The organism is Williamsia sp. Y853 (assembly GCF_056786495.1).
Window position 1 is genome coordinate 373104 of the sequence record NZ_JBXCJC010000003.1, and the last position, 23631, is coordinate 396734.

General features: G+C 66.2%; 22 protein-coding genes and 1 riboswitch. Of the genes, 21 read left to right on the forward strand and 1 reads right to left on the reverse strand.

Going from position 1 to position 23631, the window contains the following annotated elements:
* The first annotated feature begins 61 nt into the window (after positions 1 to 61).
* Genes pyrR through pyrF form a run of 7 tightly spaced genes read left to right on the forward strand, consistent with a single transcriptional unit; the run spans position 62 to position 8702 of the window.
* Positions 62 to 643, forward strand: coding sequence for a bifunctional pyr operon transcriptional regulator/uracil phosphoribosyltransferase PyrR (gene pyrR / locus AC1TPF_RS17915; RefSeq protein WP_482139329.1), 582 nt, complete (start codon positions 62 to 64; stop codon positions 641 to 643).
* Positions 640 to 1584 carry an aspartate carbamoyltransferase catalytic subunit gene (locus tag AC1TPF_RS17920; protein WP_482139330.1) on the forward strand — a complete coding sequence of 315 codons (945 nt, stop codon included), beginning with the start codon at positions 640 to 642 and terminating at the stop codon, positions 1582 to 1584. Before pyrR ends, AC1TPF_RS17920 begins: the two co-directional genes overlap by 4 nt.
* Positions 1581 to 2882: a dihydroorotase gene (locus tag AC1TPF_RS17925; RefSeq protein ID WP_482139331.1), complete on the forward strand. Its 1302-nt coding sequence runs from the start codon at positions 1581 to 1583 to the stop codon at positions 2880 to 2882. The genes AC1TPF_RS17920 and AC1TPF_RS17925 overlap by 4 nt, the downstream gene beginning before the upstream one ends.
* The gene (locus AC1TPF_RS17930) at positions 2879 to 3379 is read left to right on the forward strand and encodes a PH-like domain-containing protein (protein WP_482139332.1); all 501 of its coding nucleotides are present in this window, start codon (positions 2879 to 2881) and stop codon (positions 3377 to 3379) included. The genes AC1TPF_RS17925 and AC1TPF_RS17930 overlap by 4 nt, the downstream gene beginning before the upstream one ends.
* A complete protein-coding gene (gene carA / locus AC1TPF_RS17935; RefSeq protein WP_482139333.1) occupies positions 3376 to 4545 on the forward strand; it encodes a glutamine-hydrolyzing carbamoyl-phosphate synthase small subunit in 1170 nt (389 codons plus the stop codon). Before AC1TPF_RS17930 ends, carA begins: the two co-directional genes overlap by 4 nt.
* A complete protein-coding gene (carB, locus tag AC1TPF_RS17940) occupies positions 4545 to 7880 on the forward strand; it encodes a carbamoyl-phosphate synthase large subunit (RefSeq protein ID WP_482139334.1) in 3336 nt (1111 codons plus the stop codon). Before carA ends, carB begins: the two co-directional genes overlap by 1 nt.
* Positions 7881 to 8702 carry an orotidine-5'-phosphate decarboxylase gene (gene pyrF / locus AC1TPF_RS17945; protein WP_482144892.1) on the forward strand — a complete coding sequence of 274 codons (822 nt, stop codon included), beginning with the start codon at positions 7881 to 7883 and terminating at the stop codon, positions 8700 to 8702.
* On the opposite strand, the gene AC1TPF_RS17950 is transcribed toward pyrF, so the two are convergent.
* Positions 8627 to 9826: an alpha/beta hydrolase gene (locus tag AC1TPF_RS17950; protein WP_482144893.1), complete on the reverse strand. Its 1200-nt coding sequence runs from the start codon at positions 9824 to 9826 to the stop codon at positions 8627 to 8629. The two genes, pyrF and AC1TPF_RS17950, sit on opposite strands and share 76 nt — an antisense overlap.
* A 406-nt stretch (positions 9827 to 10232) precedes the next feature.
* On the opposite strand from AC1TPF_RS17950, the gene mihF reads away from it, so the two are divergent.
* The 14 genes from mihF (at position 10233) to AC1TPF_RS18020 (ending at position 23592) form a co-directional block, all read left to right on the forward strand.
* Positions 10233 to 10550 (forward strand): integration host factor, actinobacterial type, encoded by a 318-nt coding sequence (gene mihF / locus AC1TPF_RS17955; protein ID WP_028463499.1) that lies wholly within the window; start codon positions 10233 to 10235, stop codon positions 10548 to 10550.
* 12 nt (positions 10551 to 10562) lie between these two features.
* Positions 10563 to 11153: a guanylate kinase gene (gene gmk, locus AC1TPF_RS17960; RefSeq protein WP_482139337.1), complete on the forward strand. Its 591-nt coding sequence runs from the start codon at positions 10563 to 10565 to the stop codon at positions 11151 to 11153.
* A 7-nt stretch (positions 11154 to 11160) separates the two neighbouring features.
* Positions 11161 to 11463 (forward strand): DNA-directed RNA polymerase subunit omega, encoded by a 303-nt coding sequence (gene rpoZ, locus AC1TPF_RS17965; protein WP_482139338.1) that lies wholly within the window; start codon positions 11161 to 11163, stop codon positions 11461 to 11463.
* 106 nt (positions 11464 to 11569) lie between these two features.
* Positions 11570 to 12862 (forward strand): bifunctional phosphopantothenoylcysteine decarboxylase/phosphopantothenate--cysteine ligase CoaBC, encoded by a 1293-nt coding sequence (coaBC, locus tag AC1TPF_RS17970; protein ID WP_482139339.1) that lies wholly within the window; start codon positions 11570 to 11572, stop codon positions 12860 to 12862.
* A gap of 69 nt (positions 12863 to 12931) precedes the next feature.
* Positions 12932 to 14140, forward strand: a complete 1209-nt coding sequence (gene metK, locus AC1TPF_RS17975) for a methionine adenosyltransferase (RefSeq protein WP_482139340.1) — start codon at positions 12932 to 12934, stop codon at positions 14138 to 14140.
* Positions 14141 to 14221: 81 nt separating this feature from the next.
* A complete protein-coding gene (locus tag AC1TPF_RS17980; protein ID WP_482145138.1) occupies positions 14222 to 16195 on the forward strand; it encodes a primosomal protein N' in 1974 nt (657 codons plus the stop codon).
* A 75-nt stretch (positions 16196 to 16270) separates the two neighbouring features.
* Positions 16271 to 17203, forward strand: a complete 933-nt coding sequence (fmt, locus tag AC1TPF_RS17985) for a methionyl-tRNA formyltransferase (RefSeq protein ID WP_482144894.1) — start codon at positions 16271 to 16273, stop codon at positions 17201 to 17203.
* Positions 17200 to 18597, forward strand: a complete 1398-nt coding sequence (locus tag AC1TPF_RS17990; protein ID WP_482144895.1) for an RsmB/NOP family class I SAM-dependent RNA methyltransferase — start codon at positions 17200 to 17202, stop codon at positions 18595 to 18597. Before fmt ends, AC1TPF_RS17990 begins: the two co-directional genes overlap by 4 nt.
* Positions 18598 to 18713: 116 nt before the next feature.
* Positions 18714 to 19373, forward strand: coding sequence for a ribulose-phosphate 3-epimerase (rpe, locus tag AC1TPF_RS17995; protein WP_482139903.1), 660 nt, complete (start codon positions 18714 to 18716; stop codon positions 19371 to 19373).
* On the forward strand, positions 19370 to 20377 hold the full coding sequence (gene ribD / locus AC1TPF_RS18000) for a bifunctional diaminohydroxyphosphoribosylaminopyrimidine deaminase/5-amino-6-(5-phosphoribosylamino)uracil reductase RibD (RefSeq protein ID WP_482144896.1): 1008 nt from the start codon (positions 19370 to 19372) through the stop codon (positions 20375 to 20377). Before rpe ends, ribD begins: the two co-directional genes overlap by 4 nt.
* 75 nt (positions 20378 to 20452) lie before the next feature.
* A riboswitch (FMN riboswitch) is annotated at positions 20453 to 20613 on the forward strand.
* A 69-nt stretch (positions 20614 to 20682) separates the two neighbouring features.
* A complete protein-coding gene (locus tag AC1TPF_RS18005; protein ID WP_482144897.1) occupies positions 20683 to 21282 on the forward strand; it encodes a riboflavin synthase in 600 nt (199 codons plus the stop codon).
* Positions 21282 to 22613 carry a bifunctional 3,4-dihydroxy-2-butanone-4-phosphate synthase/GTP cyclohydrolase II gene (locus AC1TPF_RS18010; protein WP_482139345.1) on the forward strand — a complete coding sequence of 444 codons (1332 nt, stop codon included), beginning with the start codon at positions 21282 to 21284 and terminating at the stop codon, positions 22611 to 22613. Before AC1TPF_RS18005 ends, AC1TPF_RS18010 begins: the two co-directional genes overlap by 1 nt.
* The gene (gene ribH / locus AC1TPF_RS18015) at positions 22610 to 23104 is read left to right on the forward strand and encodes a 6,7-dimethyl-8-ribityllumazine synthase (RefSeq protein WP_482139346.1); all 495 of its coding nucleotides are present in this window, start codon (positions 22610 to 22612) and stop codon (positions 23102 to 23104) included. The genes AC1TPF_RS18010 and ribH overlap by 4 nt, the downstream gene beginning before the upstream one ends.
* A 35-nt stretch (positions 23105 to 23139) precedes the next feature.
* On the forward strand, positions 23140 to 23592 hold the full coding sequence (locus tag AC1TPF_RS18020) for a PH domain-containing protein (protein WP_482139347.1): 453 nt from the start codon (positions 23140 to 23142) through the stop codon (positions 23590 to 23592).
* The last annotated feature ends 39 nt before the right edge of the window (positions 23593 to 23631 follow it).

A 23631-nucleotide genomic window follows, 5' to 3' on the forward strand; every position in this document is an offset into this window, starting at 1 on the left:
GCAGTGGCCGACATCCTTTAACGATCCGTCCCGAGAGGCGGAGAAGGAGGTCCCGATAACCGTGCCAGCTCAACAAAGCGACGGTACCGACGCGGGTCGTGAATTACTCGACGACGCCGATGTCGGTAGGACCATTGCGCGGATAGCGCATCAGATCATCGAAAAGACAGCTCTCGACAGCCCCGATTCACCACGGGTTGTCATCATCGGAATCCCGACTCGGGGCATCTTCCTCGCGCGGCGCCTGGCGGCGAACATCGCCGAGTTCGCGGGTGTTCAGGTTCCCGTCGGTTACCTCGACATCACCCTGTATCGCGACGACCTACGCGCCAAGCCGCATCGTGCTCTCGAATCCACCGCGGTTCCGGCAGGCGGTGTCGATGGCGCTCTCGTGGTGCTCGTCGACGACGTCCTGTATTCCGGACGGACCGTGCGGGCCGCCCTCGACGCCCTCCGTGATCTGGGTCGCCCGGCGGCCGTTCAGCTCGCGGTACTGGTGGATCGCGGTCACCGCGAATTGCCGCTGCGTGCGGATTATGTCGGCAAGAACATCCCGACCTCGCGGAGCGAAGACGTCCAGGTCCACATGCGTGAACACGACGGTGTCGACCGGGTCGTCCTGCGGGCAGGGGAGAGTGCATGAAGCACCTGCTGTCCGTCGATGACCTGAGCGCAGACGTGGCCACCGAGATGCTCGACGAGGCCGAACGCTTCGAGCAGGCGCTTGTCGGTCGGGAGATCCGTAAGCTCCCGACGCTGCGGGGTCGCACCATCATGACCGTCTTCTATGAGAACTCCACGCGCACAAGGGTTTCGTTCGAGGTCGCCGGCAAGTGGATGAGCGCCGACGTGATCAACGTCAGTGCGTCGAGCTCGTCGGTGAACAAGGGCGAGTCGTTGCGCGACACGGCCAAGACCCTGCGCGCCGCCGGTGCCGACGCGCTCATCGTCCGCCATCCGGCGTCCGGTGCGGCGCACCAGATCGCCCAGTGGACCTCCGAGGATGGCCCGGGTCCGTCGGTGATCAATGCCGGTGACGGCACCCACGAACACCCGACACAGGCACTGCTCGACGCCCTGACCCTGCGGCAGCGACTCGGTTCGCTGAAAGGCAGGCGGATTGCGATCGTGGGCGACATCCTGCACTCGCGGGTGGCGCGGTCCAATGCCCATCTCCTGGCCACCCTCGGTGCCCAGGTGGTGCTGGTGGCGCCGCCGACCCTGCTCCCGGTCGGTGTCGAATCCTGGCCCGTGGAGATCTCGCACAGCCTTGACGCCGAACTCGCGGCGGTGGACGCGGTGATGCTGCTGCGCGTGCAGGCCGAGCGGATGAACGGCGGATTCTTCCCGTCGGCGCGCGAGTATTCGATCCGATACGGGCTGTCCGATCGGCGGGCGGCGCTGTTGGCCGATCACGCCGTGGTGCTGCATCCCGGTCCGATGTTGCGCGGCATGGAGATCGGCTTTTCCGTCGCCGACTCATCGAAGTCGACTGTGCTGCAACAGGTTTCCAATGGAGTTCATATGCGAATGGCAGTGCTTTTCACGCTGCTGGTCGGAACCGAGAGTGAGGGTGTGGCGTGAGCGGCGACCTGCTGATCCGCAACGTACGGCCGTACGGGGGTGAGATCGTCGACATTCTCGTCCGGGCCGGTGACATCGCCGAGATCGGGGCCGACCTGACGGCCGACGCCGGCGTTGATGTGCTCGATGGTGCCGGCGCGGTCATACTGCCCGGATTCGTCGACATGCACACGCATCTGCGCGAACCCGGCCGTGAAGACACCGAGACGATCGAAACCGGTTCGGCGGCAGCCGCACTCGGTGGTTACACCGCGGTCTTCGCGATGGCGAACACCGACCCGGTCGCGGACAGCCCGGTCATCACCGACTACGTCTGGCGGCGTGGCCAGGAGGTCGGACTCGTCGACGTGCACCCGGTCGGCGCGATCACGGTGGGCCTGGAGGGCAAGCAGCTCGCCGAGATGGGCGCGATGGCCGCCGGTGCGGCCGGCGTGCGGATGTTCAGCGACGACGGCAAATGCGTCGACGACCCGCTGCTGATGCGCCGGGCCCTCGAGTACGCCAAGGGCCTCGATGTCCTGATCGCCCAGCACGCCGAAGAACCACGCCTGACCAAGGGCGCGATCGCGCACGAGGGCGCCACGGCCGCCCGTCTGGGACTGAGCGGCTGGCCACGCGCGGCCGAAGAATCGATCGTCGCCCGCGATGCGCTGCTGGCCCGAGACGCCGGGACCCGGGTCCACATCTGCCATGCGTCCACCGAGGGCACCGTCGAATTGTTGAAATGGGCGCGTGGACAGGGCATCTCGATCACCGCCGAGGTCACACCGCATCACCTGCTCCTCGACGACAGCCGGCTGGAGACATACGACGCCGTCAACAAGGTGAATCCGCCACTGCGCGAAGGCCGGGACAAGGTCGCGCTCCGAGCGGCTCTGGCCGACGGGATCATCGACTGCGTCGCCACCGACCATGCACCCCATGCGGCGCAAGAGAAATGCTGTGAGTTCGCCAACGCCCGCCCCGGCATGCTCGGACTGCAGACCGCGCTCTCGATCGTGATCGAGACGATGGTCAACCCGGGTCTGCTGGACTGGCGCGGAGTGGCCGCGGTGATGAGTGAACGTCCGGCGCAGATCACCGGTCTGCCGGACCACGGCCGTCCGATCGCCGCAGGCGAACCCGCCAACCTGGCACTGGTCGACCCGGACACCGAGTGGACCGTGCAGTCCGACGCACTGGCCAGCCTGTCGGCGAACTCACCGTTCGACGGACTCACCCTGCCCGGCACCGTGATCGCCACGGTGCTGCGGGGCGAGATAACCAACAACGGCGGCAAGGTCAGGTCGCCGAGATGACCGGCGTCGTGGTTGTCCTGATCGTGGTCCTGGCCTGGTGCGGGATCGTCGGTCTGATGATCCTGGGCTGGCGTGGGCGTGGGCGCCGCCAGGAGCAGATGCTCGGGGCGTTCCCCGAAGTGCCTGCCGACCTCGGTCCCCGCCGGCTCGGACCGCACTCAGGGCTCTATGTCGGATCGACCATCGCGCCGAGTTGGCAGGACCGCGTCGCCGTCGGCGACTACGGCGACCGCGCGACCGCCGACATCAGCCGTTACGACGGCGGAATCCTGATCGAACGACGCGGCGCCAACCCGATCTGGATCCCCGCCGACCAGATCACCGCGATCAGGACCGAACGCGGACTGGCCGGAAAAGTAATGACGGCGGACGGCGTACTGGTGATCCGATGGCTGCTGCCGTCGGGAACCGAGATCGACTCCGGCATCCGCGCGGACGACAAATCCATCTACCCGCAATGGGTCAAACCTCTCGAGCAGGACGGAAAAAAGCAGTGACACAGCCAAACCGGGCAACGCCAGCGGTGCTGGTTCTTGAGAACGGCGAGCGTTACACCGGAACCGGATACGGCGCACTGGGACAGACCCTTGGTGAAGCCGTCTTCTGTACCGCGATGACCGGGTACCAGGAGACGCTCACCGATCCCAGTTACCACCGGCAGATCGTCGTGGCGACCGCGCCGCAGATCGGCAACACCGGCTGGAACAAAGAAGACGGTGAAAGCCGGGCCGGCAGAGCCGGAGAACGCGGCGACGATTCCGGGAAGATCTGGGTGAGCGGTTACGCGGTCCGTAACCCCACCCGCCGGGTCTCGAGCTGGCGGGCCACGTCCTCGCTCGAAGACGAACTGGTCGAGCAGGGGATCGTCGGCATCGCCGGTATCGACACCCGCACCGTCGTCCGCACCCTGCGCGATCACGGATCGATGCGAGCCGGGATCTTCTCCGGTGACGCACTCGCCGGTGCCGACGAACTGCTCAAGCGTGTTGTCGACGCCCCGGAGATGAAGGGCGCGAACCTCGCAGGGGAGGTCTCGACACCCGACGGCTACGTCGTCGAGCCCGAGGGCGAGCACCGCTTCACCGTCGCGGCGATCGATCTCGGTATCAAGACCAACACCCCACGGATGTTCGCCAAGCGCGGCGTCCGGGTCCATGTGCTCCCTGCCGGTTCGAGCCCCGACGCCATCGCCGCGATCAACCCCGACGGTGTGTTCCTGTCGAACGGCCCGGGTGACCCGGCCACCGCGAATCACGCTGTCGATCTGACCCGCCACGTCCTGGGAGAAGGGATCCCGCTGTTCGGAATCTGCTTCGGCAATCAGATCCTCGGTCGAGCGCTGGGCCGCGACACCTACAAGATGAAGTTCGGTCACCGCGGCATCAACATCCCGGTCATCGACCATGCGACCGGTGCGGTGTCGATCACCGCGCAGAACCATGGGTTCGCACTCGAGGGTGAGGCAGGCGAGGAGTTCGACTCCGACTTCGGCCGGGCCCGGATCAGCCATACGTGCGCCAACGACGGAGCCGTCGAGGGCGTGGAGCTGGTCAGCGGCAAGGCGTTCTCGGTGCAGTACCACCCAGAAGCGGCGGCAGGCCCGCACGATGCCGCATACCTGTTCGACAAGTTCGTTTCCCTTCTGCAAGGAGCTAGTGCCTGATGCCCCGCCGTTCCGACCTATCGCACGTCCTGGTCATCGGTTCCGGTCCGATCGTCATCGGTCAGGCCTGTGAGTTCGATTATTCCGGCACCCAGGCCTGTCGCGTGTTGCGCGCCGAAGGTCTGCGCGTGAGTCTCGTCAACTCGAATCCGGCGACGATCATGACCGACCCGGAGTTCGCCGACGCCACCTACGTGGAGCCGATCACCGCCGACTACATCGAGAAGGTGATCGTCGCCGAGCGTGACGCCGGATATCCGATCGATGCGGTACTGGCCACGTTGGGTGGCCAGACCGCTCTCAATGCTGCTGTCGCACTGCACGACGAGGGCATCCTGGAGAAATACGACATCGAACTGATCGGTGCCGATTTCGACGCCATCCAGCGTGGTGAGGATCGTCAGAAGTTCAAGGACATCGTCGCCAAGGTCGGTGGCGAGAGCGCCCGTTCCGCGGTTTGCTACACGATGGAGCAGGTCCACGAGACCGTCGCCGATCTCGGCTATCCGGTGGTCGTCCGCCCGTCCTTCACGATGGGTGGTCTCGGTTCGGGGATGGCCTACAACGAGACCGACCTCAACCGGATCGCCGGTGGCGGACTCTCGGCATCGCCGACCGCCAACGTGCTCATCGAGGAGTCGATCCTCGGCTGGAAAGAGTACGAGCTCGAATTGATGCGCGACGGTGCCGACAACGTCGTGGTCGTCTGCTCGATCGAGAACGTCGACCCGGTGGGTGTGCACACCGGCGACTCGGTGACCGTCGCTCCGGCGATGACGCTGACGGACCGTGAGTACCAGGACATGCGTGACCTGTCGATCGCCATCATCCGTGAGGTCGGCGTCGACACCGGTGGCTGCAACATCCAGTTCGCGATGGATCCTGCGGACGGCCGTCTGGTCGTCATCGAGATGAACCCGCGGGTGTCCCGGTCGTCGGCGCTGGCGTCGAAGGCCACCGGTTTCCCGATCGCGAAGATCGCGGCGAAGCTGGCGGTTGGTTACCGGCTCGACGAGATCGTCAACGACATCACCAAGAAGACCCCGGCCTGCTTCGAGCCGACCCTCGACTACGTCGTGGTCAAGGCCCCGCGGTTCGCGTTCGAGAAGTTCCCCGGTGCCGATGACACGCTGACCACCACCATGAAGTCGGTGGGTGAGGCGATGTCGCTTGGCCGTTCGTTCGCCGAGGCGCTGGGCAAGGTCATGCGCTCGCTGGAGACCAAGGCCGCCGGGTTCTGGACCGAACCGGCGACCGACGGGCCTGCCGAGACCCTGCCGGAATTGCTTGAGCGACTGAGCGTGCCCAAGGACGGCCGTCTCTACGGGATCATGCAGGCATTCATGCTGGGCGCCACCGTCGAGCAGCTCTTCGATTCCACGAAGATCGATCCCTGGTTCCTGGCCGAGATCGAGGCCATCTACCAACTGGGACAAGACATCCGGTCGGCGGAGGTTCTCGACGAGCCGCTGCTGCGCCTGGCGAAGAGCAATGGTCTGTCCGACCGTCAGCTGGCGGCACTGCGCGACGACCTCGCCGACGAGGGTGCGGTCCGCGAACTGCGGCACTCGCTGAACGTGCGCCCGGTGTACAAGACCGTCGACACCTGCGCCGCCGAGTTCGAGGCCGCCACGCCGTACCACTACTCGACGTACGAACTCGATCCCGCAGCGAAGTCGGAGGTCGCGCCGCAAACCGAGCGGCCCAAGGTCCTGATCCTGGGATCGGGTCCCAACCGCATCGGACAGGGCATCGAGTTCGACTACTCGTGCGTCCACGCCGCGTTGACGCTGAGCGAGGTCGGCTACGAGACCGTGATGGTCAACTGCAACCCGGAAACCGTGTCGACCGACTACGACACCGCCGACCGCCTCTACTTCGAGCCGCTGACGTTTGAGGACGTGCTCGAGGTGTTCGGCGCCGAATCGGAGTCGGGCACCGTCGCAGGTGTGATCGTCCAGCTCGGTGGTCAGACACCGCTCGGGTTGGCGCATCGCCTGCAGGCCGCGGGCGTGCCGATCGTTGGCACCAGCCCCGAGGCCATCGACCTCGCGGAGGATCGCGGCGAGTTCGGCAAGGTGCTCGAGGCAGCCGGCCTGCCCGCTGCGAAGTACGGCATGGCCACCACCTTCGAGGAGGCCAAGGAGATTGCAGGCGACATCGGTTACCCGGTGCTCGTGCGCCCGTCGTACGTGCTCGGCGGCCGCGGCATGGAGATCGTCTACGACGAGGAATCCCTCGACGGATACATCTCCCGCGCCACGGAGATCAACCCCGACCATCCGGTGCTTGTCGACCGTTTCCTCGAGGACGCCATCGAGATCGATGTCGATGCCCTTTACGACGGCACCGACTGCTACATCGGCGGCGTCATGGAGCACATCGAGGAGGCCGGTATCCACTCCGGTGACTCGGCGTGTGCGCTACCGCCGATCACGCTCGGCAAGTCTGATCTCGAGAACGTCCGCCGGTCCACCGAGGCACTGGCCAAGGGCATCGGGGTGCGCGGACTGCTCAACGTCCAGTACGCCTTGAAAGACGACATCCTGTACGTCCTCGAGGCGAACCCGCGGGCGAGCCGGACGGTGCCGTTCGTGTCCAAGGCCACTGCGGTACCACTGGCCAAGGCCTGCGCCAGGCTCATGCTGGGCGCCACCATCGCCGAGATGCGCGCCGACGGGATGTTGCCTGCGACCGGTGACGGATCCGAGTTGCCCGACACGGCACCGATCGCGGTCAAAGAAGCGGTGCTGCCGTTCAACCGGTTCCGCCGCAGCGACGGCAGCGGCGTCGATTCGCTGCTGAGCCCGGAGATGAAGTCGACCGGTGAGGTGATGGGCATCGACGCCGATTTCGGCCGGGCCTTCGCCAAGTCGCAGACCGCCGCGTACGGTTCGCTGCCGCTCGAAGGGAAGATCTTCGTCTCGGTTGCCAACAAGGACAAGCGTGCGCTGGTCTTCCCGGTGAAGCGGCTTGCCGATCTCGGGTTCGAGATCCTGGCCACCGAGGGGACCGCACATGTCTTGCGGCGCAACGGGATCACCTGCACGCAGGTGTACAAGCACTCCGACGCCGACCGCCCCGAGGGTGAGGTGACCGTGGTCGACCTCATCCGCGCGGGTGAGATCGGCATGGTCATCAACACCCCGTACGGCAATTCGGGACCGCGTGTCGACGGCTACGAGATCCGCAGTGCCGCGGTGTCTGTGAACATCCCTTGCATCACCACGGTCCAGGGCGCCAGCGCTGCGATCCAGGGCATCGAGGCTGCACTCGGCGGCGCGATGGGTGTGCTGTCGCTGCAGGCGCGGCACCGCTCGATGCTGGGTGGCTGAGTGAGCACCTTCGGTGCACGGTATCGGGAGGTGGTCGCGCAGCGCGGCCGCCTGTGTGCGGGCATCGACCCGCATCCCGAGCTCCTGCAACAGTGGGGGCTGCCGGTCAGCGGCGCCGGGGTCAGGGCTTTCGGCGACATCTGCGTCGAGGCCCTGGCCGGCACGGTGGCCGTGATCAAACCGCAGGTCGCCTTCTTCGAAGCTTTTGGTTCGGAGGGGTTCGCCGCACTCGAAACGGTGATCGCCGGCTGCCGGGCCTCCGGAGCGCTGGTGATCGCCGACGCCAAACGCGGCGACATCGGATCGACCATGGACGCCTACGCGCGGGCCTGGCTGGACCCGTCGTCGCCGTTGTGTGCCGACGCGGTGACCGTGTCGCCCTACCTCGGCTTCGGTTCGCTGTCGCCCGCGATCGACCTCGCCCGCGCGCAGGGACGCGGCGTGTTCGTGCTGGCCCGGACATCGAACCCGGAAGGCGCTGCGCTGCAATTGGCCGAGCGTGAGGGTCTGACCGTGGCCCAGCAGATCGTCGATGCGGCCGCCGCGGCCAACAGCGACGGCTCGGGGACGGTTGGCGTGGTGGTCGGTGCCACCCGCGAACACGGTCTGGACCTCGCGGATCTGTGTGCACCCGTGCTTGCTCCCGGACTCGGCGCCCAGGGCGCCACCGCCGAGGATCTGCGTGCCGTCTTCGCGGGCAGCGACCTGGGCTGGATTCTGCCGTCGAGTTCTCGCGCGGTTCTGCGTTACGGCCCGGACGTGCCTGCACTGCGGGACGCGGCGCTGCGTACCGCGTCGGAGATCGAGTCCGCACTGTCCTGATCGGCCTGATCGCGCACGGTCGCCAGATCATCCAGCGCGGCGTGATCACCCAGCGCGGTATGGAACGCATCGATGCGCGGCCAGGTCTGCGCCTTGGCGTCCGGGCCCGCGATCAGACCGAGGTGGCTCGACTCGACCGTGGTGAAGTGCACCTGCGGTGACTCGGCGAGCAGTTCGACGCCGTGCCGGGCCGCCGCCCACGGAACGATGACGTCCCGGTGGCTGCCGAACAGCTGAACCGGCACCGTGATGGTGGTCAGGTCGATCTGGCGGTCACCGAAGTTGACCACGCCTCCGGCGAGCTCGTCGTGGTAGATGAACTGCTCCCACATCTGCTCGGACAAGCGGCCCGGGTATCCCGGGAATCGGCGCTGGAATCGGTTCACCACCTCCATCCGGGCGAGCGTCTCGGTGTCCGAGAGGTTGTTCATGATGAACCAGGGCTTCTTGAGCTCACGCTGCCACGCTGTGCCGCGATAGGCGATCTGCACCAGAGGTGCAGGAATCCCCCGCAAGGCGCTCAGCGTCGCTGTGACAGGCCGCGGACCGGTCCTGCCGGTCAGCTTCCGGACCAGCGGATAGGGAGGCACGAGCCCGTAGTTCAGCGGCGTTCCGATCGCGGTGATCGACCGGACGGGCAGCGCGGCGTCGGCGGCGAGCGTCAGTAGTGCGACGGTGCCGCCCAGGCTCCATGCGACGAGGTCGACCTGTCCGCTGTGGCCATCGAAATCTGCCAGTACCCGGGCGATGGCCTGCGGGATGATGTCGTCGGTGAACCCCTCGAAGCCCAGGCCCCGGTCGGACCGGTTCATCTCGCCGTACTCGACGACGTAGGGGATACGTCCCTGACTCAGCAGGTGGCCGACGTACGAGTGGTCGGGTTCGAGGTCGTAGCAGGAAGCTGGTGCGGCCAGGGGCGGGAGCAGGAGCACGGGGATGCCGCCTCCGGCGCGGGCCCGGTCGAGGTCATCGAGGTCGCCGTAGCGACGCAGTACCCGGTGGTGCTCGGAATGCAGGGTCGTGTGTGGGGTCTGGACCTGCGCGCGGATGCCTCCGCCGATCGTCAATCGCAGGAGGTTGCGCGCTGGGGTGGGTAGTCGATCGATCACGACGTCATCTAACACGAGCGTGCCCGAGCGCTACTCATCGCAGGTCAAACCCATCTCCGACACGCGCAAGGCGCAAGAATCTGAGAAATTTTCCGCGGAGGAACTCCTGTCACAGCAGTACCGCAAGTGTGACGTACGTCATGTTCCCGAAAATTTGATGATCTGGCGTTGAAATATCTTGTAGCACAACATGATTCGTGTGGTCGAAGAATCGGAACCGCCAGTTTGGCGATCAGTGGCGGGTTCGTCTGCCGGTCTACTTTGAAAGGCTTACAACACCCGTTTTCGTGGGGGAATGCGGGGGTCGGGGTCGCAAATCCCAGCTCACGTGGGTACGGTCGCTTTCGCTGCCCTCACAAGGCAGCCGCCCCGACATCACCGGTGCCGGGGCAGAGAACACACAGACGATATCGGAGGAACCGTGGCCCTTCCCCAGTTGACGGATGAGCAGCGTGCAGCTGCCTTGGAGAAGGCAGCTGCCGCTCGCAAGGCCCGGGCGGAGCTCAAAGAGCGCCTCAAGCGTGGCGGCACCGATCTGCAGCAGGTACTCAAGGATGCCGAGAACGACGAGATCCTCGGCAAGATGAAGGTATCTGCTCTGCTCGAGGCCCTGCCGAAGGTTGGCAAGGTCAAGGCGCAGGAGATCATGACCGAGCTCGAGATCGCCCCGACCCGCCGTCTGCGCGGGCTGGGAGATCGCCAGAAGAAGGCGCTACTGGCGAAGTTCGACTTTGCCTGATCGCTTCTTCAAGTGAGCCCAGATCTGCAACAGAGGGGCCGGCTGCTGGTTTTGGCCGGCCCCTCTGCTGTCGGCAAGTCGAGCGTTGTGCGTCGGCTCCGGGAGTTGCTCCCGGAACTTGTGTTCAGCGTCTCGGCCACCACCCGCGAACCGCGGGCCGGTGAAGTGGACGGTCGCGACTATTACTTCGTCAGTCGCGACGAGTTCGATCGGCTGATCGAGGAGGATCAACTCCTCGAATGGGCTGAGATCCATGGCGGGCTGCAACGCTCAGGAACGCCCGCCAAACCCGTATACGAGGCCATGGAGCAGGGGCGACCCACTCTGGTGGAGGTCGATCTGGCCGGAGCGCGCAATATTCGCGCCGCCGTGCCCGAGGCCGTCACCGTATTTCTGGCCCCACCCAGTTGGGATGTTCTGGTCTCGCGATTGCGTGGCCGGGGCACCGAATCCGATGAGGTGATCGAGCGTCGTCTGCAGACGGCGCGAGCCGAATTGGACAGTGCCGAGGAGTTCGATCACGTCATTGTCAACGACGAAGTCGACTCCGCAGCCAAAAGGTTGCTATCCTTGCTGGTTGATACCCGTTTGAATAAATCGTAGGAGAACTGTGAGCAGCTTGACCACCCAGGACGAGTTCATCGGTGAGGTCGACGCGACGGCGTACGACACCCCACTTGGCATCACCAACCCGCCGATCGATGAGTTGCTGGAACGGGCGTCCTCGAAGTACGCGCTGGTGATCTTCGCGGCCAAGCGTGCGCGTCAGATCAACGATTACTACAACCAGCTCGGCGACGGAATCCTCGAATACGTCGGCCCCCTGGTCGAGCCGGGTCTTCAGGAGAAGCCGCTGTCGATCGCGATGCGCGAGATCCACGCAGACCTGCTCGAGCACACCGAAGGCGAGTGAGCGCGAATCCCACGATTCCGGATCTCCGGGATCGTGGGACCACGTGTATGTCGGGGATGTGGTGGCGGGAGATCACTCGCGGCGCCAACAGCGAGGATGAGGTTTCGTGACCGAAGCGGTTAGTGCACGCAAGAACATCGTTGTGGGCGTCGGCGGCGGTATCGCGGCCTACAAGGTCGGCTCCGTCATCCGCCATTTCACCGAGGCCGGTCACGGTGTGCGGGTCATCCCCACCGAATCGGCACTCAAGTTCGTCGGTGCGGCCACCTTCGAGGCGCTCAGCGGTAACCCGGTGAGCACCGAGGTGTTCGACGACGTACCCCGGGTCGCACACGTGCGCCTCGGGCAAGAAGCCGATCTGGTCATCATCGCCCCGGCCACCGCCGATCTGATGGCGCGGGCCGCGTCCGGCAGAGCCGACGACCTGTTGACCTCGACCCTTCTCACCGCGCGTTGCCCGGTGATGTTCGTCCCGGCGATGCACACAGAGATGTGGGAGCACCCGGCAACCCAGACCAACGTCCGCACCCTGCGAGCGCAGGGCGCCACCGTGATCACCCCCGCGTCGGGGCGACTGACCGGCGTCGACTCCGGTGCCGGACGTCTGCCCGACCCGCAGGAGATCGCCCTGCTCGGCGAGCTCCTCCTCGAACGTTCTGACGCCCTGCCGTACGACCTGAGCGGCGTGCGCTTCCTGATCAGTGCAGGCGGTACCCGCGAACCTCTCGACCCGGTCCGCTACCTCGGCAACCGCAGTTCGGGCAAGCAGGGTTACGCCCTGGCCCGCGCTGCCGCGCAACGCGGTGCGCAGGTCACGTTGGTGGCAGGCGCCACCGACGATCTCGCGACCCCGGCCGGAGTCGAGCTCGTGAGGATCAAGTCCGCCGAGCACCTATCCGAAGAGATGGCCAAACGTGCGCCCGAAACCGATGTGGTGATCATGGCCGCCGCGGTCGCCGATTTCCGGCCGGTGTCGGTGGCGCAGTCGAAGATCAAGAAGACCGGTGACGGCCCGGCGCCGATCGAGCTGACCACCAACCCCGACATCCTGGCCGGACTGGTCGAGGCGCGTCGCGCCGGGGAGATCCCGGCGGAGGTGTCGATCGTCGGCTTTGCCGCCGAGACCGGCGACGAGCATCATGGAGTCCTGGACCATGGGCGCGCCAAGCTGGCCCGCAAGGGTTGCGATCTGCTCGTCGTGAACGCGGTCGGTGACGGTAAGGCTTTCGGCATGGACCACAACACCGGTTGGGTGCTTGCCGCCGACGGCCACGAGACCGCGCTGCCGCTGGGAACCAAAACACTCATGGCGAGCCGAATACTTGACGCGGTTGTCGCCATGCGCCCTGATGATGGGGCATCGATGGTCGATGCAACCAACAAGACCAAGCCTGTGTAATTTGAGGTCCGCGGGTTTTCGCACCCACGACCCGTCCGCTCCAGGACGACCGCTGCCGAGAGGAAATCCATGACCGATTCCCGTTTGTTCACAAGCGAGTCCGTCACCGAAGGCCACCCCGACAAGATCTGTGACGCGATCAGCGACTCGATCCTGGATGCCCTGCTCACCGAGGACCCGCGTGCGCGGGTCGCGGTCGAGACCCTGGTGACCACCGGACAGGTCCATGTCGCGGGTGAGGTCAACACCACCGCCTACGCCGACATCCCGAAGATCGTCCGCGAGAAGGTCCTGGAGATCGGCTACGACTCCTCGGCCAAGGGCTTCGACGGCAACTCGTGTGGCGTCAACGTCGCGATCGGTGCGCAGTCACCCGAGATCGCCCAGGGTGTCGACAACGCTTATGAATCCCGCGTCGAGGGCATCACCGAAGACGAGATCGCCCGCCAGGGTGCAGGCGATCAGGGTCTGATGTTCGGGTACGCCACCAACGAGACCCCCGAGTACATGCCGGTCCCGATCGCGCTGGCGCATCGCCTCGCGCGTCGGTTGACCGAGGTGCGCAAGACCGGCGTGCTGCCGTACCTGCGTCCCGACGGCAAGACCCAGGTCACCATCGAATACGTCGGCGACAAGCCGGTCCGCCTCGACACCGTGGTCATCTCGACCCAGCACGCGGCGGATATCGACCTCGAGAACCTGCTGACCCCGGACATCCGCAACCAGGTCCTCGGTTCGGTCTTCGAAGAGCTGAACCTCGGGTTCCTCGACACCAGTGACGTGCGTCTGCTGGTCAACCCGACCGGCAAGTTCGTCCTCGGTGGACCGATGGGTGACGCCGGCCTGACCGGCCGCAAGATCATCGTCGACACCTACGGCGGCATGGCCCGTCACGGAGGCGGCGCCTTCTCGGGCAAGGATCCGTCGAAGGTCGACCGCAGCGCCGCGTACGCGATGCGCTGGGTGGCCAAGAACGCCATCGCGGCCGGCCTGGCCGAACGCATCGAGGTGCAGGTCGCCTACGCGATCGGCAAGGCTGCCCCGGTCGGTCTGTTCGTCGAGACCTTCGGCACCGAGAACGTCGATCCGGCCAAGATCCAGTCGGCGATCAGCGAGGTCTTCGACCTGCGTCCGGGTGCGATCATCCGCGACCTCGACCTGTTGCGACCGATCTACGCGCCGACCGCCGCCTACGGCCACTTCGGACGCACCGACATCGATCTGCCGTGGGAACACACCGACCGCGCCGACAAGCTTCGCGCGGCGGCGGGTATCTGACGCGCGCATCTAGTCCGAGCCAGGCCCATCGCCCCCAAGAACGATCGTGAGCTAGCCCCGACGCTCCCGATCGCGCGTGTTCTGCCGTTGCTGGGTCTGGCACACCTGGACCGACCGTTCGACTATCAGGTCACCGCTGCCCAGGACGAGCAGGCCCAGCCCGGTGTCCGGGTCCGGGTCCGCTTTTCCGGGCGCCTGGTCGACGGGTATCTGCTCGAACGCATCGAGTCGAGTGACCATCCAGGCCGGCTCGGCTGGCTCGAACGAGTGACCTCGCCCGAGCAGGTCCTCACACCTGAGCTGGCAGCGCTGGCGCGGGCGGTCGCCGACCGCTACGCCGGGACGATGACCGACGTCTTGCGCCTGGCCATCCCACCCCGGCATGCCCGCACCGAACAGGCAACCGCGGCCCCGGCCGGTACGCCGGTGCCGCCGACGGTGGATCTGGCGGGCTGGGACCCGTATCGGCACGCGGACTCGTTCCTGGGCGCGGTCGCCGACGGCAAGGCCGCGCGGGCGGCCTGGCAGGCGCTGCCCGGCGAGGACTGGCCGGCCCGGCTGGCCGAGGTCGCCTGCCACACCATGATCAGCGGGCGCAGCACCATCATCGTGGTGCCCGACCAGCGTGACCTGAATCGACTCGAGACGGCCTGCGCCGACCTGATCGGTGATCGTGTGGTCTCCCTGTCGGCGGGTCTGGGTCCATCAGCGCGGTATCGACGCTGGTTGCGCGCGCTGCGCGGCCAGGCATCGGTGGTGATCGGTACCCGGAGCGCGGCGTTTGCGCCGATTCCGAATCTGGGTTTGATCGTGGTCTGGGACGACGGCGACGACAGCCTGTGCGAACCCCGTGCGCCCTATCCGCACACCCGTGAGGTCGCGGTCCTGCGCTCGCATTCGGAGACCTGTGCGCTGATCTTGGCGGGCTCGGCCCGAACAACGGAAACCCAGGCGCTGGTTGCGGCCGGCTGGGCCCACGACCTCACCGCTCCGCGGGCGGTCATCCGCGAACGGACGCCGCGGATCAAAGCGCTCTCCGACGAGGACAACCGTGTGGCCCGCGACCCGCTGGCCCGCTCGGCCCGCATTCCGGCGCTTGCCTTCGACGCCGCCCGAGCCGCTGTCGCGGCCGACACCGCGGTGCTGTTCAGCGTGCCCCGCCGCGGCTACCTGCCGTCGCTGGCGTGCGAACGCTGCCGTTCACACGTGCGTTGCCGACGCTGTCACGGACCGATGCAGGCCGACGGTCCCACCGATGCGAACAGTTCGCGCCTTGGCATGCTCAGTTGTCGGTGGTGTGGGCATCCCGAGGCCGACTTCCGTTGCGCCGAATGTGGTTTCACCAAGGTCCGGGCGCTGACCACGGGGGCGAGTCGGACCGCTGAGGAGCTGGGACGGGCGTTCCCCGGAGTGCCGATCCTCACTTCCGGCGGTGACAAACTCGTCGAACACGTCGAGCACGGTGCCCACGTGGTGGTCTCGACGCCGGGTGCCGAACCGGTAGCGGCAGGCGGCTACGGCGCGGTCATCCTGCTCGACACCTGGGCCCAACTCGACCGCACCGAACTACGGGCAGGCGAAGAAGCGGTCCGGCGGTGGCTGTCGGCGGCCATGCTGGTGCGGCCACATGGTCAGGGCGGCACGGTTGTGGTGGTCGCCGATGCCGGGCTCGCCCCGGTACAGGCGGTGATCCGGTGGGATCCCGTCGGATATGCGCAAACCGAACTCGACCAGCGCACCGAACTCGCCTTCCCGCCTGCGGTGACGATGGCGTCGATCGACGGAGCCGGGCCTGCCGTCATCGCCTTTGCCGAAAAGGTGACACTGCCCGAGGGTGGGGAAGTGCTCGGACCCGTCGAACTGCCTGCCGGGGTTCGGCTGCCGTCCGGTCTGGATCGCGCAGAGGTACCCGACCCGCAACGAATACTGTTGCGCTGCAAACGTTCGGACGGACGTGCCCTGGCCGCAGCATTGCGGGTGGCGTTGATCGGACGGATCGCCCAGCACGAAACATCCCCGATCCGGGTCCAGATGGATCCACCGACCATCGGCTGAGTACAAGCCGCCCTCTAAGCTTGTTCGGATGGCCGTCTCGATCTTCGGCGGCCGTCTCGACAATGGAGGTTGTACATGCGGGTGGTGTTTGCGGGCACACCTGAGCCCGCCGTCGGATCGTTGCAGGCACTGCTCGATTCCGATCGCCATGAGGTGGTCGGTGTCATCAGTCGTCCCGACGCCGCGGCCGGGCGCGGACGTAAGGTCTCGCGTTCACCCGTCGCGCAACTCGCCGACGAGAACAACGTTCCGGTCATCACACCCCGACGGCTCGCCGACCCCGAGGCGGTTGAGCAATTGCGCGCCTGGGCACCGGAATGCATCCCGGTGGTCGCCTATGGGGGACTGGTTCCGGCCGAACTGCTCGACCTGCCCGAGCATGGCTGGGTCAACCTGCACTTCTCGCTCCTTCCGTCGTGGCGTGGCGCCGCACCGGTCCAGGCCGCGATCGCCGCTGGGGACGAGGTGACCGGTGCCACGACGTTCCGGATCGAGGCGGGCCTGGACACCGGCCCGGTATTCGGTGTGGTCACCGAGCGGATCCGGCCCACCGACACCGCCGGTGATCTGCTCGGGCGATTGTCGGAGACCGGCGCCGGATTGCTGGTTTCAACCATCGACGGGCTCGAGGACGGCGCCCTGATCGCCGTGCCGCAGCCGACCGACGGCATCAGCACCGCGCCCAAGATCACCATCGACGACGCCCGGATCCGTTGGGATCTCCCGGCCCATCTCGTCGACCGTCACATCCGCGCGATGACACCGGCGCCGGGTCCGTGGACGAACCTCGGAGACCTGCGCGTCAAGATAGCGAAGGCGTCGATCGTGTCGGACGTCGACGAGCGACCGGCACCCGGTGAATTGCATGTCACCAAAAAAGCACTCATGGTCGGCACCCAAACCGATCCCATCCGCCTCGATGTGGTTCAACCACAAGGCAAAAAGGCCATGGCCGGTGCTGATTGGGCACGCGGAGCCAGGCTGACCGACGGACAGGCATTGTCATGAACCAGCCCACTGGGAAGCCCGGCACCGACAACCAGGCCGGCACCCAACGCGAATCCACACCGATCGATCCGGCCCGCATCGCCGCCGCCGACGTGCTGAAAGCCGTCCGCGAACGGGACGCGTACGCCAACCTGATCTTGCCGAAGATGTTGCGCGAGCGGAAGATCACCGGCCGCGATGCGGCGCTGGCAACCGAGCTCACCTACGGCACGTGCCGCGCGGCGGGCATGCTGGACGCGATCATCGCGTACGTCGCCAAGCGCCCGGTCGCTGACATCGACGGTCCCGTACTCGACGTCCTGCGCCTGGGTACCTACCAGCTCCTGCGGACCCGGATCGGTGCGCACGCAGCGGTGTCGACGTCGGTGGATCTGGTGCGATCGCGGGTCGGACACGGACCGGTCGGCTTCGTCAACGCGATCCTGCGCAAGGTTTCTCAGCGTGACGAAGACCTCTGGGTGCAGGAACTCGCGCCGCCCATCACCGAGGATCTGATCGGGCACTTGGCATTCCAGTACGCCCACCCCAAGTGGATCGCCGAGGTCTTCAATGACGCACTGGGCGGTTCGGCCGGAGCGCTGCAGGCGGCCTTGGCCGCCGACGACGAACGGCCACTGACACATCTGGTGGCCCGCCCCGGGTTGCTGACCGCGGAAGAACTCGCGTTGATCACCGGCGGCGAGGTCGGGCGCTACTCGCCGTACTGCGTCTATCTCGATGGTGGCGATCCCGGTGACCTCGACCCGATCCGTGAGGGCATGGCAGGCGTTCAGGACGAAGGCAGCCAGCTCGTCGCCCGGTCACTGGCGCAGGCGCCCCTTGTCGGCGACGACAACGGCCGTTGGCTCGACCTCTGCGCCGGGCCGGGAGGCAAGGCCGCACTGCTCGGTGCACTCGCCGAGATCGAGGGTGCCCGCGTGGACGCCATCGAAAAGGCCCCACACCGAGCCGAATTGATCCGCAAGGCCACGCGCGATCTGCCGGTCGATGTGAAGGTCGCCGATGGCCGCGACCCGGGTCTGGAACCCGGATACGACCGGATCCTCGTCGACGCGCCGTGTTCGGGTCTGGGTGCGCTACGGCGCCGTCCCGAGGCCCGTTGGCGGCGGACCCCGGCTGATGTCGCAGAACTCGTTGTGCTGCAACAAGAATTACTCGAATCCGCAGTGAACCTACTGCGCCCGGGCGGCGTGGTCGTCTACGCCACCTGTTCGCCGCACCCGGCGGAGACGACGCAGGTTGTCGACCGCGCGGTCGCAGAACTCCCCATCACCGCCATCGACTCCCGCGAACTGGTGCCGATCGAGGGTGTCGGTCCCGGCCCGTACGTCCAGCTGTGGCCACATCTCTACGGCACCGACGCGATGTTCTTCGCGGCTCTCCGCAAGGACTGACCACAAACGCTCCGGTTATACGAAGACGCTCCGCGTACATGCGGAGCGTCTTCGTATAACCGGAGCGTTTGTGAGGTGGAGGGGCACATAGGATTGTTGCCATGCAGACGTCACCCATGATCGCGCCGTCCATCTTGTCCGCCGATTTCGCAAAGCTCGGCGCCGAGGCCGATGCGGTCAAGGGTGCCGACTGGTTACATGTCGACGTCATGGACGGGCACTTCGTGCCCAACCTGACGTTGGGACTGCCGGTCGTCGAGAGTTTGCTCAAGGCCACCGACATCCCGATCGACTGCCACCTGATGATCGAGGATCCGGCCCGCTGGGCCCCCGGATACGCAGAGGCCGGATCGCACAACGTCACCTTCCATGCCGAGGCAACCGACGACCCGATCGCGGTCGCCAAGGACATCCGCGCGGCAGGCGCCAAGGCGGGCCTGAGCATCAAGCCCGGCACCGAACTCGATCCGTACCTCGAGATCCTCAAGAGCTTCGACACCCTGCTGGTGATGAGTGTCGAGCCGGGCTTCGGCGGCCAATCGTTCATCGCCGGGGTACTCGACAAGGTGCGACGGGTGCGCTCGCTGGTCGACGCCGGGGAACTGCGGATCCTGGTGGAGATCGACGGCGGGATCAACGCCGACACCATCGAACAGGCCGCCGAGGCCGGGGTGGACTGCTTTGTCGCCGGTTCCGCGGTCTATGGCGCAAGCGATCCTGCCGAGGCCGTGAAATCGCTACGCGCGCAAGCAGCTGCGGGCCGCAGGCTGTCATGACGGGGCTGATCGGCGAGGCGATGCGCCGGGCGATCACCGAGTCGTACGGCGCCCGCGGCCAGAGCACCCCCAACCCGCCGGTGGGTGCGGTGATTCTCGGCATCGACGGTTCCGTGGTCGGGGTCGGACACACCCAGCCACCCGGTGGCGCACATGCCGAGGTCGTCGCCCTCGAGCAGGCCGGGCTACGGGCCGCAGGCGGTACCGCGGTGGTCACACTCGAACCCTGTAACCACACCGGTCGCACCGGTCCCTGCACCGAGGCCTTGATCGCGGCGGGTGTGCACGCCGTGGTCTACGCGGTGTCGGACCCGAACCCGTTGGCGAGCGGAGGTCACGCCCGTCTGGAACAAGCCGGAATCTCGGTTCAGGCAGGCGTCGGCATCGATGAGGCGCGTGACGGTCCGCTGCGTGAATGGCTGTTCCGGCAAGAGCGCGGACGGCCGATGGTCACCGCCAAGTTCGCGGCGTCCATCGACGGCCGGATCGCCGCTCCGGACGGAACCAGTCAATGGATCACCGGCAGTCCGGCACGCGAGCGGGTGCACCACGAACGTGCACAGATCGACGCCATCGTGGTCGGCACCGGAACCGTGCTCGCCGACAATCCGTCGCTGACAGCCCGATATCCCGACGGCTCATTGCGCGAACATCAGCCGCTGCGGGTGATCGTCGGTCGACGGGAGATCCCGGCCGGGGCGAACATCTTCGATTCGAGCGCGAGGACGGTGCAGATCGCCGAGCACGACCCGGCGAGGGTGATCGAGGAGTTGGGCGAGCTGACCAACGTCCAGATCGAGGGCGGGGCGCGGTTGTTGGGTGCGTTCTTCGCGGCCGGACTGGTCGATCGCGTCCAGGCGTACCTGGCGCCGTTGGTGATCGGCGGGGGAGCGGCCGCAGTGGTCGACAATTCGGTCCTGACGTTGTCGCAGGCGCGCCGGTTCACCACCGAGCGCGTCGAAACGCTGGGCGACGATGTTTTGCTCACACTGAATGCAAACTGATTCAGCGCCCTGACCGGGCCATTCATGTCGTTAGTCCTGGTCACGATATATGCCCGATGTGGTAGTTTCTATGGTGGAAGTTCTCGGGGCGGGGTGCAATTCCCCACCGGCGGTAAAAGTGAATCGACAACAGTTGAGACACTGAGCCCGCGAGCGCCCTCACCCGGTGAGGGGTCGAGCAGATTCCGGTGAGATCCCGGAGCCGACGGTCATAGTCCGGATGTGAGAGAACTCCACCTGGTGGGTCTTCATCCGACCCGGCCATGTGCCGCCCTGAGATCGCAAAGCGATTGAAGGAGTAGGCGATGTTCACGGGAATCGTCGAGGAACGCGGCAGCATTGTTGCGCGTGAAGACTTGACCGACGCGGCACGATTCACCGTCCGGGGTCCGCTGGTCACCAGTGATGCCGGACACGGGGATTCGATTGCCGTCAACGGCGTCTGTCTGACCGTGGTCGACCTCACGGACGACGGCGCCTTCACCGTAGATGTGATGGGTGAAACGCTGCGACGCAGTTCGCTGGCCGACCTCGGACCCGGTAGCCCGGTCAATCTGGAACGCGCGATGCTCGCAGGCGGCCGCTTCGGTGGCCACATCGTCCAGGGTCACGTCGATGGCATCGGCACAGTCGAATCAGTCACACCCGGCGAGAACTGGACCGTGGTGCGGATCGGGACCACCGGTTCCATCGCCCGCTACATCGTCGAAAAGGGTTCTATCACCGTCGATGGTGTTTCGTTGACCGTTTCGTCGATCGGCCCGGACTGGTTTGAGATATCGCTCATCCCAACCACTCTCGCGTTGACCACCTTGGGGGAAGCAGTCGCGGGAGTGGTCGTTAACCTAGAGGTCGACGTGATAGCCAAATACGTCGAACGGCTATCCGCGATCGGAGTGGAGTAATGAGCAACCAGGTGGGCACCACTACAGGCCTACATCAGGGCACCAAGTTCGACACGATCGAACGTGCGCTCGCCGACATCGCGGCAGGCAAGGCGGTTGTTGTCGTCGATGACGAGGACCGCGAGAACGAAGGCGACCTGATCTTCGCGGCCGAGAAGGCCACGCCCGAACTGGTGGCGTTCATGGTCCGGTACACCTCCGGCTACCTGTGTGTCCCTCTCGACGGCGACGATTGCGACCGCCTCGGTCTGCCGCCGATGTACTCGGTGAACCAGGACAAGCACGGCACCGCCTACACCGTCACCGTTGATGCCCGCGAGGGGATCGGCACCGGTATCAGTGCCTCGGACCGTGCCGCGACCATGCGGTTGCTCGCCGATCCGACCAGTACGGCGGGCGACTTCACCCGCCCCGGACATGTGGTGCCGCTGCGCGCCAAAGAGGGTGGCGTCCTGCGCCGTCCCGGTCATACCGAGGCCGCCGTGGATCTGGCCCGGATGGCCGATCTGGCGCCCGCAGGCGTGATCTGCGAGATCGTCAGCCAGAAGGACGAGGGCGCGATGGCGCAGACCCCGGAACTCCGGGTATTCGCCGACGAGCACGGCCTGGCGCTGATCTCGATCGCCGATCTCATCGCCTGGCGCCGTCGTCACGAGAAGCATGTCGTCCGGGTTGCCGATGCCCGGATCCCCACGCGCCACGGCGCTTTCCGGGCCGTCGGTTACACCAGCATCTACGACGAGGTCGAGCACGTGGCCCTGGTCCTGGGTGACGTGGCCGGACCCGACGGTGAGGGCAACGACGTCCTGGTCCGCGTGCACTCGGAGTGCCTGACCGGAGACGTCTTCGGTTCGCTGCGCTGCGACTGCGGTCCGCAGCTCGACGCGGCGATGGAGATGGTCGCCGCCGAAGGCCGCGGCATCGTGCTCTACATGCGTGGACATGAAGGTCGCGGCATCGGGTTGCTGCACAAGCTGCAGGCATACCAGCTGCAGGACGCCGGTTCCGACACCGTCGACGCGAACCTGGAGCTCGGCCTGCCCGCCGATTCCCGCGATTACGGTCTCGGCGCCCAGATCCTCGTCGATCTCGGTGTCTCGTCGATGCGCCTGCTGACCAACAATCCGGCCAAACGTGTCGGCCTGGACGGTTATGGCCTGCACATCACCGAGCGGGTTGCGATGCCGGTTCGGCCCAATGCGGAGAATTTGCGGTACCTGCGTACCAAACGGGATCGGATGGGACACGACCTCGTCGGCCTGGACGATCTTCATCAGGGCAATGAGCTGGATCACCAAGACACCGAACTGAGCGGAGGCAATCCAGCATGAGCGGTGCCGGAGAACCAACACTGAACCTGGGTGATGCGAGCCGTCTGCAGTTGGCAATTGTTGCCTCGCAATGGCATTCGACGATCTGTGAGTCGTTGCTCGCCGGCGCCACCACCGCGGCGGCCGAGGTCGGGATCACTGATCCGACGATCGTGCGGGTGGCCGGTGCCATCGAGCTCCCGGTCATCGTGCAGGCGCTGGCCCGCAATCACGACGCGGTGGTCGCCCTCGGTGTCGTGATCCGCGGCGATACGCCCCACTTCGACTACGTCTGTGATGCGGTCACCAGCGGCCTGACCCGGGTCTCGCTCGACGAGTCGACCCCGGTCGGCAACGGTGTGCTCACCACCAACAACGAGCAGCAGGCCCTGGACCGCGCAGGTCTGCCTGATTCGAAGGAAGACAAGGGCGCACAGGCCGCGACGGCGGCGATCGCCTCGGCGTTGACCCTGCGCGCGCTGTCCCGAGGCGAATACCACCCCGAAGTCTGATGAGTACACAAGCCAAGACCGATACAGTCTCTGCGATGACCGACGAACCCCGGTGGCTGATGGTCTACCGCGCCCGGAAGTCGCCGCGATACTCGATGATCGCCGCTGTGGCGGTGGTCATCGTGCATGTGATCGTGGCGCTGTTGCTCCAGGTCGGTGACTCCGGTGTCGTGTTCAAGCTCGCCGACCAGATCGCGATGGTCGGGCTCGGCATGATCATCGGTGGAACGTTCATGCTCATCGCCCGGGCGCGGATCCGGGTCGGCGCCGAAGGTATCGCGGTCCGAAATCTGTTCAACGAGCGGATCTTTGACTGGTCGATCATCGAGGGCATCCGGTACCCGCGCAGTGGGAGCTGGGCGCGGCTGGAACTGCCAGAGGACGAGCACGTGCCGATCTTGGCCATTCAGGCCAACGACGGCGAACGGGCCGTCAACGCCATGGCCGAGGTCCGGGCTTTGCACGAACGGTTCGGCAGGCAGGTCTGACAGTCGATTCTCGGCGGGCCCGGCGCGGGGGATTCACGA

What these genes read in the sequence shown, in the direction of transcription:
- AC1TPF_RS17920 (WP_482139330.1), top strand. Translation starts at nt 640, where the DNA reads ATGAAGCACCTGCTGTCCGTCGATGACCTGAGCGCAGACGTGGCCACC.
- ribH (WP_482139346.1), top strand. Translation starts at nt 22,610, where the DNA reads ATGAGCGGTGCCGGAGAACCAACACTGAACCTGGGTGATGCGAGCCGT.
- AC1TPF_RS18010 (WP_482139345.1), top strand. Translation starts at nt 21,282, where the DNA reads ATGAGCAACCAGGTGGGCACCACTACAGGCCTACATCAGGGCACCAAG.
- rpe (WP_482139903.1), top strand. Translation starts at nt 18,714, where the DNA reads ATGATCGCGCCGTCCATCTTGTCCGCCGATTTCGCAAAGCTCGGCGCC.
- ribD (WP_482144896.1), top strand. Translation starts at nt 19,370, where the DNA reads ATGACGGGGCTGATCGGCGAGGCGATGCGCCGGGCGATCACCGAGTCG.
- AC1TPF_RS18005 (WP_482144897.1), top strand. Translation starts at nt 20,683, where the DNA reads ATGTTCACGGGAATCGTCGAGGAACGCGGCAGCATTGTTGCGCGTGAA.
- carB (WP_482139334.1), top strand. Translation starts at nt 4,545, where the DNA reads ATGCCCCGCCGTTCCGACCTATCGCACGTCCTGGTCATCGGTTCCGGT.
- metK (WP_482139340.1), top strand. Translation starts at nt 12,932, where the DNA reads ATGACCGATTCCCGTTTGTTCACAAGCGAGTCCGTCACCGAAGGCCAC.
- AC1TPF_RS18020 (WP_482139347.1), top strand. Translation starts at nt 23,140, where the DNA reads ATGACCGACGAACCCCGGTGGCTGATGGTCTACCGCGCCCGGAAGTCG.
- fmt (WP_482144894.1), top strand. Translation starts at nt 16,271, where the DNA reads ATGCGGGTGGTGTTTGCGGGCACACCTGAGCCCGCCGTCGGATCGTTG.
- AC1TPF_RS17990 (WP_482144895.1), top strand. Translation starts at nt 17,200, where the DNA reads ATGAACCAGCCCACTGGGAAGCCCGGCACCGACAACCAGGCCGGCACC.
- AC1TPF_RS17930 (WP_482139332.1), top strand. Translation starts at nt 2,879, where the DNA reads ATGACCGGCGTCGTGGTTGTCCTGATCGTGGTCCTGGCCTGGTGCGGG.